Origin of the sequence: Micromonospora sp. WMMA1947 (genome assembly GCF_027497355.1) — a bacterium.
Taxonomy (GTDB): Bacteria; Actinomycetota; Actinomycetes; order Mycobacteriales; family Micromonosporaceae; genus Micromonospora.
Map to the genome: position 1 here is coordinate 791,096 of NZ_CP114909.1, position 13,391 is coordinate 804,486.

13 protein-coding genes are annotated in these 13,391 nt (G+C 73.9%); 5 read left to right on the forward strand and 8 right to left on the reverse strand.

Translation table 11 applies throughout. From position 1 onward, the window contains the following. Positions 1 to 98 precede the first annotated feature (98 nt). The gene (locus O7604_RS03745; RefSeq protein WP_281578861.1) at positions 99 to 1,205 is read right to left on the reverse strand and encodes an FAD-dependent monooxygenase; all 1,107 of its coding nucleotides are present in this window, start codon (positions 1,203 to 1,205) and stop codon (positions 99 to 101) included. A 330-nt stretch (positions 1,206 to 1,535) separates the two neighbouring features. On the opposite strand from O7604_RS03745, the gene O7604_RS03750 reads away from it, so the two are divergent. Beyond that, the gene (locus tag O7604_RS03750) at positions 1,536 to 2,669 is read left to right on the forward strand and encodes a cellulose binding domain-containing protein (RefSeq protein WP_281578862.1); all 1,134 of its coding nucleotides are present in this window, start codon (positions 1,536 to 1,538) and stop codon (positions 2,667 to 2,669) included. Between the two features lie 61 nt (positions 2,670 to 2,730). Here the strand turns inward: O7604_RS03750 and O7604_RS03755 are convergent, their stop codons facing one another. Beyond that, on the reverse strand, positions 2,731 to 3,513 hold the full coding sequence (locus tag O7604_RS03755; RefSeq protein WP_269701809.1) for an aldo/keto reductase: 783 nt from the start codon (positions 3,511 to 3,513) through the stop codon (positions 2,731 to 2,733). Positions 3,514 to 3,591: 78 nt separating this feature from the next. Here O7604_RS03755 and O7604_RS03760 point away from each other — a divergent pair, with 78 nt between their 5' ends. Beyond that, on the forward strand, positions 3,592 to 4,626 hold the full coding sequence (locus O7604_RS03760) for a DNA polymerase ligase N-terminal domain-containing protein (RefSeq protein ID WP_281578863.1): 1,035 nt from the start codon (positions 3,592 to 3,594) through the stop codon (positions 4,624 to 4,626). Between the two features lie 8 nt (positions 4,627 to 4,634). Then, entirely contained in the window at positions 4,635 to 5,816 is a 1,182-nt protein-coding gene (locus tag O7604_RS03765) for a threonine synthase (RefSeq protein WP_281578864.1), read from the forward strand. 48 nt (positions 5,817 to 5,864) lie between these two features. Here O7604_RS03765 and O7604_RS03770 read toward each other — a convergent pair whose 3' ends face one another. Further along, positions 5,865 to 6,257 (reverse strand): cupin domain-containing protein, encoded by a 393-nt coding sequence (locus O7604_RS03770; protein ID WP_013284343.1) that lies wholly within the window; start codon positions 6,255 to 6,257, stop codon positions 5,865 to 5,867. A 248-nt stretch (positions 6,258 to 6,505) separates the two neighbouring features. Then, a complete protein-coding gene (locus tag O7604_RS03775; RefSeq protein WP_269701812.1) occupies positions 6,506 to 6,910 on the reverse strand; it encodes a hypothetical protein in 405 nt (134 codons plus the stop codon). Between the two features lie 279 nt (positions 6,911 to 7,189). Here O7604_RS03775 and O7604_RS03780 point away from each other — a divergent pair, with 279 nt between their 5' ends. After that, entirely contained in the window at positions 7,190 to 8,206 is a 1,017-nt protein-coding gene (locus O7604_RS03780) for a hypothetical protein (RefSeq protein WP_269701813.1), read from the forward strand. 2 nt (positions 8,207 to 8,208) lie between these two features. Here the strand turns inward: O7604_RS03780 and O7604_RS03785 are convergent, their stop codons facing one another. After that, positions 8,209 to 8,490 carry an iron-sulfur cluster biosynthesis family protein gene (locus tag O7604_RS03785; RefSeq protein WP_269701814.1) on the reverse strand — a complete coding sequence of 94 codons (282 nt, stop codon included), beginning with the start codon at positions 8,488 to 8,490 and terminating at the stop codon, positions 8,209 to 8,211. Positions 8,491 to 8,805: 315 nt separating this feature from the next. Here O7604_RS03785 and dacB point away from each other — a divergent pair, with 315 nt between their 5' ends. After that, positions 8,806 to 10,389 carry a D-alanyl-D-alanine carboxypeptidase/D-alanyl-D-alanine-endopeptidase gene (gene dacB, locus O7604_RS03790; protein ID WP_269701815.1) on the forward strand — a complete coding sequence of 528 codons (1,584 nt, stop codon included), beginning with the start codon at positions 8,806 to 8,808 and terminating at the stop codon, positions 10,387 to 10,389. Between the two features lie 21 nt (positions 10,390 to 10,410). Here the strand turns inward: dacB and O7604_RS03795 are convergent, their stop codons facing one another. From O7604_RS03795 to O7604_RS03805, 3 genes are all read right to left on the reverse strand, one after another. Next, entirely contained in the window at positions 10,411 to 10,722 is a 312-nt protein-coding gene (locus O7604_RS03795) for a hypothetical protein (RefSeq protein ID WP_281578865.1), read from the reverse strand. An 87-nt stretch (positions 10,723 to 10,809) separates the two neighbouring features. Beyond that, the gene (locus O7604_RS03800) at positions 10,810 to 11,715 is read right to left on the reverse strand and encodes a hypothetical protein (protein ID WP_269701817.1); all 906 of its coding nucleotides are present in this window, start codon (positions 11,713 to 11,715) and stop codon (positions 10,810 to 10,812) included. Positions 11,716 to 11,841: 126 nt separating this feature from the next. After that, the gene (locus tag O7604_RS03805) at positions 11,842 to 13,131 is read right to left on the reverse strand and encodes a hypothetical protein (protein ID WP_281578866.1); all 1,290 of its coding nucleotides are present in this window, start codon (positions 13,129 to 13,131) and stop codon (positions 11,842 to 11,844) included. Between the last annotated feature and the right edge of the window lie 260 nt (positions 13,132 to 13,391).

Consider the following 13,391-nt stretch of genomic DNA (forward strand, 5'->3'; position numbering starts at 1 on the left):
CGGCGCGCTGGTCATCGGCGCAGCCGTCATCCGCAAGGAGGATAGTCCCCGGTAGGTGGCCTCGCCGCGTGGGGTGGGCGGCTACGATCTCCCGCCCGTCAGAGCGGGCCGGTCAGGAGCCGGTAGTGCTCCCGGAAGATCCTTCCGCCGCGTCCGCGCAGCAACGGGTCGCGCAGCGCCGGCGGCACGTCGCGGGTGCGGTTGCGGTCCCGGGTCCGGTCCCGCACCCAGCGGGTACGCGGGCGGCGGCGACTCTCGTACGCGAGCAGCGCGGCGTCGACGCTGCCGGCGGCCCGCAGCGACTCGGCGAGCACGACGGCGTCCTCCAGTGCCATGGCGGCACCCTGGGAGAGCGTCGGCGCGGTGGCGTGAGCGGCATCACCGACGAGCAGCACCCGGCCGTGGAACCAGCGTCCCAGCTCGACCTCCTCGGTGCGCTCGGCGCACACGGTCTCCAGCGCGGCCAGCACCTCGGGCACCGGGCCGCCGTAGGAGCCGAACAACTCGTGCAGGCGGGCCAGCGGATCGGCGGGCAGGTCGGTGCCGGCCTCGTCGGCGTAGCAGTAGAGCCGCCCGGCGCCGAGCGGCACCACCAGGAACCCGGCCCGCTGGCCGAGCAGGGCGGTCCAGTCCGCGATGCGGGGGCCGCCGCGCACCAGGGCGCGGTAGACCACCTGCCCGGCGGGGCGTGGCGGTCCGCCGAGCGCGGCGAGCGTGCGTACCGCCGAGCGGGGTCCGTCGGCGCCGACGACCAGGTCGTACTCCGCTGTGGTGCCGTCGGTGAAGCCGACGGCGACCCCGCCGGGCAGCGGGTCGACGGTGCTCACCTCGGCGCCGTGGCGCACCGCGCCGCCGGCGCCGGTGAGCAGCACCCGGTGCAGTTCGGCCCGGGGCAGCGCCCGGCACTCCCCCACGCCGGCCCAGAGCGCGTCGAGGTCGACCTCGCACAGCGGCGCTCCGGCGGCGTCGAGGAAGCGCTGCCGGTGGATCACCTGGCCGAGCGGGCGCAGCGGCCCGTCGAGGTCGAGCCGGCGCATCGCCCGGGCGGCGTTGCCGGGCAGGTAGAGGCCGCTCTCGGTCGACTCGGTGGGTGGCAGCCGCTCGGTGACGTCGGGCCGGAACCCCGCCAGGCGCAGCGCCCGGGCCACGGCGAGGCCGGCGATGCCCGCGCCGACGACGAGGATGCGCAGGGGGGAACCACCCATCACGGGGTACGCCTCCGGAGGGGGATCGGAACGCGTTGGAGGCAAGACATTACTCGCCGCAACCAGGCGGCGGAAGTGCCCGTGCGCCCTGGCGCGGGCCGCCGGTCGGCGGCGCACCCCGTCCCACCGGCAGGAATCCCGCATCCATCTGGGGGAAGGGGGCGGCCGCGGCACCCTCGCGCGCCACCGGCCGGACGCGGAGCGTTAACGAGCTCGGCGCATTTGCGCAATGATTCGAGACATGTAAATGTGTTCCTTGCATCGTGGGAGCGCTCCCGCCCGTACCACCGACCGAACCGGCGCCGTCCCCGCGCCGAGCCAAGGAGCATCATGAAGCGTCCACTCAGGGCCATCGCGGCGGCCGGACTGCTCGCCGCCGGCACCCTCGTCGCCGTCGCGCTCGGCGGCACCGCCTCCGCCGACACCCAGATCTGCGAGCAGTACGGCTCGACCACGATCGGCGGCAAGTACGTGGTGCAGAACAACCGCTGGGGCACCAGTGCCCAGCAGTGCATCAACGTCACCTCGACCGGCTTCTCCATCACCCGGGCGGACGGCTCCGCGCCGACCAACGGGGCGCCGGTCGCGTACCCGTCGATCTTCGTGGGCTGCCACTACACCAACTGCTCGCCCGGCACGAACCTGCCGGTGCAGGTGAAGAACATCAGCAGCGCGCCGTCCAGCATCAGCTACAACTACGTCAGCGGCGCGATCTTCAACGCGTCGTACGACATCTGGCTCGACCCGTCACCCAAGCGCGACGGCGTGAACCAGATGGAGATCATGATCTGGCTCAACCGGCAGGGCTCGATCCAGCCCATCGGCTCGCCGGTCGGCACCGCCACCATCGCCGGCCGCACCTGGGAGGTCTGGCGCGGCAGCAACGGCTCCAACAACGTCATCTCGTACCTGTCGCCGTCGGCCATCCCCAGCTTCAGCTTCGACGCGCTGGCGTTCATCAACGACACCCGTAACCGGGGCGCGATCACGAACGACTGGTACCTGACCAGCATCCAGGCCGGCTTCGAGCCGTGGCAGGGCGGCGTCGGGCTGGCTGTCAACTCGTTCTCGCAGAACGTCAACACCGGCTCCAACCCGCCGCCGACCTCGCCCGGACCTACCACGCCCCCGCCGTCGGGCGGCGCATCCTGCACCGTCACCTACAAGGCGGCGAACGTCTGGAACAACGGCTTCACCGCCGACGTGACGGTCAAGAACACCGGCTCCGGCACGATCAACGGCTGGACGCTCAACTACAACCTGCCCTCCGGGCAGACCGTCACCAACGCGTGGAACGCCACTGTCAGCCAGAGCGGCTCCGCGGTGACCGCCCGCAACGCCGGCTACAACGGCACGCTGGCGCCCGGCGCGTCCACCAGCTTCGGCTACCAGGCGACGCTGAACGGCAGCTACTCCGCACCGAGCAGCTTCACGCTCAACGGCTCCACCTGCGCCCGCGGCTGACCACCGCACACGCGAAAAGGGCGCGGTCCGCTGCGGACCGCGCCCTTTCCGTGCGTACGCCTCAGCCGGCGAGGGCGTCGATGTCGCGCATCTCCTCGGCGGTGAGCGAGAACCCGAACACGTCGGCGTTCGCGCGGATGCGTTCCGGCGTGACCGACTTGGGGATGACCACGATCTCGTGGTCGATGTGCCAGCGCAGCACCACCTGGGCCGGGGACACGTCGTGCGCCTGGGCGATGCGGACCAGCACCGGGTCGGACAGGTCACTTGTCTTGAACGGGCTGTACCCCTCCAGCGCCACCCCCCGGTCCCGGTGCGCGACGTGCGTCTGCCTGTCGTACAGCGACGGGCTCCAGCGGATCTGGTTGACCGCGGGCGTCTCCTCGGTGGCCTGGATCAGCTCGTCGATCTGCCCGATCGAGTAGTTGCTCACCCCGACCGTGCGCGCCATGTTCTCGTCCCGCGCGGCGAGCATCTCCCGCCACACCGGGATGCTGTCGCCGGGCGCGGACGGCGGCCAGTGCACCAGCCACAGGTCGACGTAGTCGGTGTCCAGGGCGGCCAGGCTGGCCTCGATGGTCTCCCGCTCCCGGCCCACCCGGTCCGGCGGCAGCTTCGTGGTGATGAAGACGTCCTCCCGGCGCAGCCCGCTCTCCTTGACCGCCCGCCCGACCTCCTTCTCGTTGCCGTACATGGTGGCGGTGTCGATGTGGCGGTAGCCGGCGTCGAGCGCGGCGAGCACGGCCTGATAGCCGGCCTCACCGGTGGCCTGCCACGTGCCGAAGCCGAGCAGCGGGATCCGGACGTCGCCGGTGAGCGGAAGGGTGGGCTGGTCGCTGTCCATGTCCCCCGTTCTACCCCGGTTCGTCGCACACACACCGGCATCCCGGCGCGCACGGCGCGTCTGGGGGAGGATGCGGGGATGGCGGACCGGCTGGACGAGTACCGGCGCAAACGGGACGCCGCGCGTACCCCGGAACCGGTGCCCGAGCGGGCTTCCGGGCGGAAGCGGTCCGCGCGGCGCGCACCCCGCTTCGTCATCCAGCAGCACCACGCCCGGAGCCTGCACTGGGACCTGCGCCTGGAGCACGACGGCGTGCTCGCCTCCTGGGCGGTGCCGCGCGGCCTGCCCCGCGACCCGGGTCGCAACCACCTCGCCGTGCACACCGAGGACCACCCGATGGAATACCTCACGTTCCACGGGGAGATCCCGGCCGGCGAGTACGGCGGCGGGCGGATGATCGTGCACGACACCGGCACCTACCGCGCGGAGAAGTGGCGCGACGACGAGGTGATCGTGGTGCTCGACGGCGAGCGCACGAAGGGCCGGTACGTGCTGTTCGCCACTGGTGGCCGGGGCCGGGACTGGATGGTCAGGCGCACCGACCCGGCGCCGGAGGGTTGGACGCCGATGCCCGACCTGGTCCGCCCGATGCTGGCCACCGAGGGCGGACGGCTGCCGCGCGACGCCGACGCCTGGGGGTACGAGCTGCGCTGGGCGGGCGTACGGGCGATGGCGTACGTCTCGGGCGGCCGGCTGCGGCTGCTCGACGGCGACGACACGGAGGTCACCGGGGACTACCCGTGGGCGCGGGCGATGGCCGAGACGCTGGCCCCGGCCGAGGCGGTGATCGACGGTGTGCTCGTGCGGATCGACCCGGCCGGGCGGGTCCGGCCGCCGACCCGGCGCGACGGGCAGTTCCTCGCCGTCGACCTGCTCTGGCTGGAGGGCGTGTCCAGCCTCGACGTGCCGTACGCGCAACGCCGTGACCTGCTCGACGGTCTGGCGCTCGCCGGTCCGCACTGGCAGACTCCGCCGTGGTTCCCGGGAGTCGGCGCGGACGCCCTACGGGCCGCCCGTGAGCAGGGGCTCCCGGGAGTGGTGGCGAAACGCCTCGACTCCCCGTACGAGCCGGGCCGGCGCAGCCGGCACTGGCTGAGCATCGACGCGAGCTGAGGACCACCGTGCACCTGACGCACCTGGAGTGCCCGCGCTGCGGCAGTGAACACCCGGCCGACGTGGTGCAGAACCTGTGCGCCTGCGGCTCGCCGCTGCTGGCCCGCTACGACCTCGCCGCGGTGGCCGCCACCGTCGCCCCGGAGCAGTTCGGGCTGCGCCCGGCGGACCTGTGGCGCTACCGGGAACTGCTGCCGGTGGCCGATCCCCGGTTCGTCACCACGCTGGGCGAGGGCTGGACGCCGATGTGGCGTGCGCCGGCGTACGGCCACGAGATCGGCATCGCGGACCTGATCGTCAAGGACGAGGGGCTGACCCCGACCGGGTCGTTCAAGGCGCGCGGCGCGTCGGTGGGCGTGAGCCGGGCCCGGGAGCTGGGCGTGGAGCGGATCGCCATGCCGACGAACGGCAACGCCGGTGCGGCCTGGGCCACGTACGCGGCGCGGGCCGGGATGGGCGCGACGATCGCCATGCCGCTGGCCGCGCCGACGATCTGCCGCGAGGAGTGCCTCGCCGCCGGGGCCGACCTGCGGCTGATCGACGGCCTGATCAACGACGCGGGCCGGGAGATCGCCGCGCTGATCGCCGGGGCGGACGGACGGATCTTCGACGCCGGCACGCTGCGCGAGCCGTACCGCATCGAGGGCAAGAAGACCATGGGGTACGAGATCGTCGAGCAGCTCGGCTGGCAGGTGCCCGACGTGATCGTCTATCCCACCGGCGGGGGCGTCGGGCTGATCGGCATCCACAAGGCGCTGCACGAGCTGCGCGAGCTGGGCTGGGTGGAGGACCGGCTGCCCCGGCTGGTCGCGGTGCAGTCCACCGGGTGCGCGCCGATCGTGCGGGCGTTCGCCGCGGGCGAGGAGCGCGCCACCCCGTGGCAGGACGCGCGTACCGTCGCGTTCGGCATCACCGTGCCCGCCCCGCTCGGCGACGAGCTGGTCCTGTCCGCGCTGCGGGACAGCGCCGGCACCGCGGTCGCCGTTGACGACGCGGAGATCCTCGCCGACCTGCGGGACTTCGCCGCCCGGGAAGGGCTGCTGCTCTGCCCGGAGGGCGCGGCCTGCCTGACCGCCGCGCGGCACCTGCGGGCGGGCGGCTGGATCAGGCCCGGTGAGCGCGTGGTGGTGCTCAACACGGGCGCCGGCGTCAAGTATCCGGGCCTGGTGCAAGGAGGGGCCCCTTATTAACGTCTCCGGTAGAGCAGGGGCCCCCGCTTAACACGTGCGCACCGGGCGTCAGGACGTCGGCGGCTCGTCCTCGCCCGCCTCCTCGGCGGCGTCCGCCTCCTCCTTCGTCTTGTGCACCGCGCCGTCGGCGTGCTCCGGCGGGCCGTAGACGGTGTAGAGCACCAGCGGGTTCGGTCCGGTGTTGACGAAGTTGTGCTTCGTGCCGGCCGGCACGACCACCAGGTCGCCGGAGACGACCTCCTTCTTCTCCCCGGCCACCCGCGCCTCGCCGGTGCCGCTGACGAACGTGAGGATCTGGTCGATGCCCTCGTGGACCTCCTCGCCGATCTCGCCGCCCGGCGGAATGGTCATGATGACCAGCTGGGTGTGCTCCCCGGTCCAGAGCACGCGGCGGAAGTCGGGACTCTTCTCGGCGACGGTCGCGATCGTGAAATGCTCCATGGCCCGCTCATACCCCGATCACGCGCCCGCCACGCCGGGAGTCGCAGATGGTGGAATTCCCCACGCCGATCCGGTTTGGATCCCCGGAGAAGGGGCATGTGCTGCCGACAAGACCGGTGCGAGCTGGCCGGTCGAGCCAGGTCCCCGCCGGCGTACCGCCGTACGGCTGCGGTGGTGGGAGACGGCCGGAGCGCGGCGACGTTACGACCGGAGGTCGTGCGGCGCCGTGCGCTCGTCTGCGGGTCCGGTCAGGCCAGCACGGCCAGGTGGAACGGCCGGTCCGCGTGCCCGCTCGCGCCGTGCGTCTCGACGAACACCGCGTTGGCGATGCCGGAGCGCGGCGCCACCGTGATGACGCCCTGCGGGACCAGCCCGTTCGCCGTCGCGGGGCCGACCGTCCCGACGTACGCCGCTCCCGCGACGTCCTGGTCGAACGCGACCTGGTACATCCCGGCGGCGAGCCGGGTGGCCGAGGTGGCGCCGAGGCCGCGGACGAGCCGTCCGTTGGCGTCGACCACGGCGAACAGCATGCGCGCGGTGGCCGGCAGCCCGACCGGCGAACACGAGTTGATCTCGGTGTCGACGCGCGCGGCCTCCCGCATGCTCGGGATCGGCTGGCCGGTGGTGTCCCTCCTTGCTCTGCGGCTGGGCATGGTGATCCTCTCTCCCGCCGGTACGCCGGCAGAAGGCGTTCGTACGCGTCCGGGCGATCGTCGGCGGTCCCCCTCGATGATTCCGACGCTATGTCGGGGCACCGCCCGGCAACCAGCCGGGGAACTGTCCGATCACTGACAATGGACGCCTCTGACCTGCGAAAACATCCATCCGATCGGCGATGCGCGGCCGGTTCCGCCGGCCGTTTCCGTCCCGGTTGTCGCATCGGAGCCGACCGGAAGCCATGACGCAGCGCAATCGTCTGGCTACATTGAAGTATGGTGCAGCCGCTCCGGGGTCGACCGACGGTCTACCGGCCGGTGCTGGCCGCGCGTCGCGGCGAACTGGAGGCACTGGCCCGCCTCGACGACGCCTCCGCCGCGTTGCTCGCACCGGTCCTCGACGTTCCGGCGCACGCCCCGTCCATCGTGGACGCTCTGACCCGGCTGCCCGCCGGGCTGCTGCCCGCCGTCGACGTGTCGGCGCTGCCCGACGCCACGGACCACGATCCGGTCCGCTGGGGCGTACCGCTGGTGCCGGTGATCGGCCTCGCGGACAGCGAGCGGCGGCTCGCCGCGCACGGCGCGGCGGCGCGGGCCTGGGCGCATCGCGCGGTCGTGCGGTTGCGCGTCGGCCCGGACCGGGCCGGGCCGGACGCCGCGACGGCGGCCGCGGAACGGGCGTGGCGGGGGACGGGCCTGCTGCCCGAGCAGTGCGACCTGCTGCTGGACGCCGGGGACGTGTGCTGCCAGGCCGACATCCGGCTGGCCGAGCCGCGGATCCGGCGTGCGGAGCAGTGGGCCCGGCGGCACGCCTGGCGCTCCGTGACGGTGGCGGCGGGCGGGATGCCGCCGTCGCTGTCCCGGCTGCCGGTGGACGAGCCGGTCCGGGTGGACCGCTACGACTGGTCGCTCTGGCGGCGGCTGGCCGACCTGGGCCTCGGGTACGGCGACTACGGCGTCGGCTGCGCGGTACGCGACGCGGACGAACCGGGCGACCGCACCCCGACGCTGCGCTGGACCGCCGACGACGCGTGGTGGGTGTACCGCTGGTCGCGGCGGGGCGGGCGGGGCGACGAGCGCTTCGCCGACCTGTGCCGCACGCTCACCACCGCGCCGCACTGGTCGCCGGCCGGGGCCGGTTTCTCCTGGGGCGACCACGAGGTCGTCCGGCGGGCCCGGCGGGGCGCCGGGGCGGGCTCACCCGCCAACTGGATCGCGTGGAGCACGTCGCATCATCTGGCGCATGTGCTGGACGCGCTGGTCCGGCCGGAACCGGACCAGCGCGCCGGCTGAGCTCACTCCTTCTCGGTGAACCCGAACTGGACCACGCCCTCGTCGTCGACGACTGCGTCCACCGACGTGTCGTTCAGCAGTTCGGCCGCGTCCGAGTCGAGGAAGATGCGCGCCCCCTCGGTGTCCACCACCTGGTCGCCCTGCACCGGCTGCGGCACCAGCTCGATCGAGAGCGAACCGGCGTCGGTGTCGGCGGCGATGCGCAGCCCACCGGCATCGGCGACGTCCTGCTGGGCGGCGAGGTCACGGATCACCAGAACGGCGTTGTCGGTCATGGTCAGCATGGCAGAACTCCTCATGGCTGGATGTCGGGTTTGCGGGCGACACGGCCCACGCGGTCGGCTCGCGACCCGGAAGCGGGCGAGACACGGTCTCGCCGCGCTGGAGACAGGGCGGTTCCACCGCCCTCACCCCCACCGTGCCCGCTGCCGGGCCATCCGTCAAACGGAACGGGATCATCGGCCGCTCGCCGGTGAACTGGGGTTTTCCCCGATCCGGAGCGGGAACTCCCCTTCTTTGCGGCGCCCGCGCCGGGGCCCGCAAATAACCTTTCATGCCGGGGCCTTTCCCGCAGGAAATCTCCGTGGCAGCATCTGTCCATGCATCGACGCCTATTTCCCCGGGCGCTCGCGGCGCTGGTGCTGGTCGCCACCGCGGCCGCCGCCGGCACCACCACCGCCACCGCCGAAGCGCCCACCCCCGCGCAGACCCGGCTGAACGCCACCATCGACGCGGTCCTCGCCGACAGCCGCCTGAACGGGGCGCAGGCAGGCGTGGTCGTCGTCGACACCGCCACCGGTCGCACGCTCTACGACCGCAACGGCACCCGGCGGCTCATCCCCGCCTCCAACACCAAGCTGCTCACCTCGGCGGCGGCGATGGAGCTGCTCGGCCCCGGTCACCGCTTCACCACCGAGGTCGGCGCCGACGGCCCCCGGCGCGCCGGGATGCTCCGCGGCGACCTCTACCTGCGCGGCGGGGGCGACCCCACCATCCTCGCCGCCGACTACGACCGGCTCGCGCAGCAGGTCGCCGCGGCGGGCGTACGCGTCGTCGCGGGCGACCTGGTCGCCGACGACACCCGGTACGACAAGGGCCGGCTCGGTCCGGACTGGACCTGGGACGACGAGCCCTACTACTACGCCGCCCAGGTCTCCGCGCTGACGGTGGCTCCGGACACCGACTACGACGCCGGAACGGTGATCGTCCACGCCGCACCGGCAACGCGGGCCGGCGCCCGGCCAAAGATCACCATGACGCCGGACAACGGCTGGCTGCGCATCGACAACCGGGCCGAGACGGTGACCGAGGGCGAGACCACCATCTCGTTCAAACGCGAACACGGCGGCAACACCGTGGTGGTCACCGGCCAGATCGCCGTCGGCCAGGCCGCCGAGAGCGACTGGGTCACCGTGTGGGAACCGACCGGGTACGCCGCTGACGTGTTCCGCTCCGCGCTGCGGCGGCACGGCGTACGGGTGCTCGGCCGCACCGTACTCGGCACCGCCACCCCGGACACGGCCGAGCCGCTCGCCCGGCACGACTCGATGCCGCTGGCCGACCTGATGGTCCCGTTCCTCAAGCTCTCCAACAACGGGCACGCCGAGGTGCTGACCAAGGAACTGGGCCGGCAGCTGTCCGGGTCCGGCACCTGGGCCGCCGGGCTGTCCGCGATCAGCGGGTACGTGGGCGACGCCGGAGTGGACACCGGAACTCTGCGCCAGCGCGACGGGTCCGGCCTGTCCCGGCGCAACCTCGTCCCGCCGGCCCAGTTCGTCACGCTGCTCTCGGCGGTTCGCGCCGAACCGTGGTTCGACACCTGGTACGCCGCCCTGCCGGTGGCCGGCAACCCGGACCGGTTCGTGGGCGGGACGCTACGCAGCCGGATGGCCGGCACCGCCGCCGCGAACAACGTGCACGCCAAGACCGGCAGCCTGACCGGCGCGTCGGCGCTCTCCGGCTACGTCACCGACGCCGACGGCCGGCTGCTCGCCTTCTCGATCGTGCTGAACAACTACCTCACCTCGTCGGTGAAGGGACTGGAGGACCAGATCGCGATCGCGCTCGCGTCGTACACCGAGAAGGAGACGGCGACCGCCCGGCGCACCGTGCCGGCCGCGCCGGAGTCGCCGCGCGTACCGGAGGGGCGGGAGTGCTCCTGGGTGAAGCCCGCGCTCTGCTGACCGGCCGTGCCGCCCCGGTGCTCAGGCGCCGGGGCGGTACGGACGCGGATCGGCAGCGGGGTCGCCGCGCTCGACGAGCGCGTCGATCTCGGCCGACGGCAGCCCGCGGAGGGTGAGCACCCGGCGGCCCCACACGTGCAGGCGGCACGGGTGCGGGCTGGCGTCGTTGCGGCAGATGGTCCCGCCCGACCAGACCCGCGGCGCGTGCACCACCACCGCCCGCACCGCGAACTGGACGTCCTCGACCGTCACGTACGGCGGCATCGGGATCTCGCGCAGCACGTCACCCTCGGTGCGCGGGCGGGCGGGGGCGACGGGGGCAGGGCCGGTCATCGGTCGGGCCTCCACAGAGGATGGTCGGACGGGACAACCGAAACGTACGACGCCCGGCCCGGTACGCGACGGACAAACTGTCCCCGCTCAGCGCAGCGCCATCGCCTGGAGGCTGACGTTGCCGCAGTCGCCCAGCGACTCCTCGACCGTCCAGGTCAGGAGCAGCTTCGCGCCGCGCGGCGCGCGGAACTTCACGGTGAACTCGGCGGTCAGCGCGGTGTGCGGATCCTCCATCCGCAGCGTGGTCACCGGGCCGCCGCCGGAGACGCGCACGTCGAGGCGGCCACGGGCCATCCAGAGCCCGGCGTACAGACGGACGGTGCGCTGCTGCCCGTCGGCGGCCACCGCCAGGTTGAACCCGCTGCCCCGGTGGCAGGTGTAGACGCCGGACATGGTGCCGCTCGCCGACGCGACCGGGTTGCCGTCCCGCCAGGCGTACGCCTCGGGGTTGTTGCTGAAGCTCTCCCGCCGCCCGCGGCCGCCCTCGTCGCGGATCTCGCCGGAGCCACCCCGCTTGCGGACCGTCCGGTCGGCGCCGGTGAGCCCCCAGTGGACCCAGTCGGTGGGGCCTGCGGCGGTGAGGTCGACGGTGGCGGGCACCTCGGCGCGGGTCACGGTGACGGTCGGCGGCAGCGCGGTCGTCGGAGACGGCGACGGCGTGGACGGCGACGGGCTCGGCGACGGTGGCCGCTGGCGGGGACGCAGCCCCGGGTTGACGACGGCGTCGTCGGTCTCGTTCGGCAGCCCGACCCGGCCGGGCGGCGCCACCGGCAGGCCGGCGTGCTCCTCGCGCGGCGCGTCGTGCCGCTCGACGCCGAGGTAGACCGCCAGCGCCGCCAGGCAGAGCAACGCGGCCAGCCCTTCCAGCATCAGCCGTCGCCGGCGTCGCAGCCGGCGCAGCGCGGACCGGGTACGCGGAAGGCCGTGCCGATGCGAGCCGGGGCCGGTACGCGGACGGTCCTCCTGGCCCACCACACCCTCCACTTCGGTCACGACACCGCCGGATACGACTGGTGTGCGACGGGCTTCACGGTGTCACCCTTTGCGCCATATGTCGAGTGACGGGTTCTTCCAGTCCGTTACCTGGGGGCCGTGATCGGGGCCGGCGGCTCGGGCCGCTCAGCTTACCGTGATCGCCTGCAACGCCACCCCGTCGTTCTGCCCGCCGATGACGGTCAGGGCCCGCCACCTGATCAGCAGCTGCTCCCCCGGGGCGGCCCGGAAGCGGATGACGTACTGGTAGAAGCGGTCGCCCGCGGCGAGGGCCACCTCGCGGACGACGGGATCGCCGCCGCTGGACAGCGACAGGTCGAGCCGCGCGCCGGCCGAGAACGTGCCGACGAACAGCCGGACCGTCCGCAGATCCCCGCTCCCGGCCACGCCCAGCGTGAAGCTCTTCTCGGCGCCGCGCTGGAAGACACCCGCCCGGGTGCCCTCCTGGCGCGCGGTCGGCGTGCCGTCGGTCCAGTGGAGATCGCACGCACCCGCGTTGTGCTCCAGCCGCTCGCCGCCCCGGTCCTGGATCTCGCCGCTGCCGCTCGCCTTGCGATGGAAACTGTCGGCGCCGTTGCCACCCCAGTGCCGCCAGTCCCGCGTACCGAGCTCGGTCAGCGACAACGTCCCCGGCAGCGGCACCAGGTCCACGTCGAGCAGCGGTTCGCCGGGCGAGACCGGGTCGCCGGTGACCGGTACGACCGGCGCCTGATCGCCGGGTGCCTGCTCAGTCGGTGCCGCCACCGGCGCGGTCTCCCGCGGGGGTGACGCGGGCGACCGGACCGCGTACGCCAGCGCCGCCACCAGCCCGGTCACGGCCACCGCCGCCAGCACCGCGCGCCGGCGTCGACGCCGGGCCCGGGCCGCCGCGACCCGGGTGACCGGGGCATCGACCGGGGGCCGGGCCGGGTCGGGCGTCCGGCTCAGCCCGGTCCGCGCCGTCCGCGCCGCGTCGCGCAGCCGGACGCCGATCCCGCCGGTCAGGTCGGCGAGGCGCGCCGCCAGACTCTCCGGGGCGGAGTGCCGGCCCGGCCGCGCCTCCACCTGGGCCGGTGGGTCCGGCTCGGCCGGGCCGTGGGCGGCACCTGCCGGATCGTGGGTGATGCCTGCCGGATCGTGGTTGATGCCTGCCGGGTCGTCGGTGATGCCTGCCGGGCTCGCCGGGCCAGGGACGGCCGGTGCCGGGCTCGCCGGGCCGTGGGCGGCTCCTGCCGGGCCGGCCGGACCGTGGGTGGTGGTGCCCGGCCGGATCGGCGACGGAGCGGACAGGTGCAGTCCGATCGGTGCCGGCCCGACCAGCGGAACCCGGCCGCCGGCCGGATTCGGACGTGACTCGGGGCCGGCCGGCGCAGCCGCTCCGGAGACGAGTGGTCCCGGGCCGATCGAACCCGGGCCGATCGGTCCCGGAGCTTGCACACCCGGGCTGAGCAGACCCGGAGCTTGCACACCCGGCGCGATCGGACCCGAAGCGCGCGTCCCCGGCGCGAGCGTGCCCGGGCTGGGCGGACCCGAAGCGAGCGTGTTCGGGCTGGGCGGACTCGAAGCGAGCGTGTCCGAGGTAAGCGGGCCCGGGGCGAGCGGAGGCGGCGCGGGCAGGCTGGGTGCGGGCATGTCGGTCGGGAGCGGGCCGGCGGCCGGAAGGTCGGGAGCCGACGGGCCGGCGGCGCGCGGAGGCG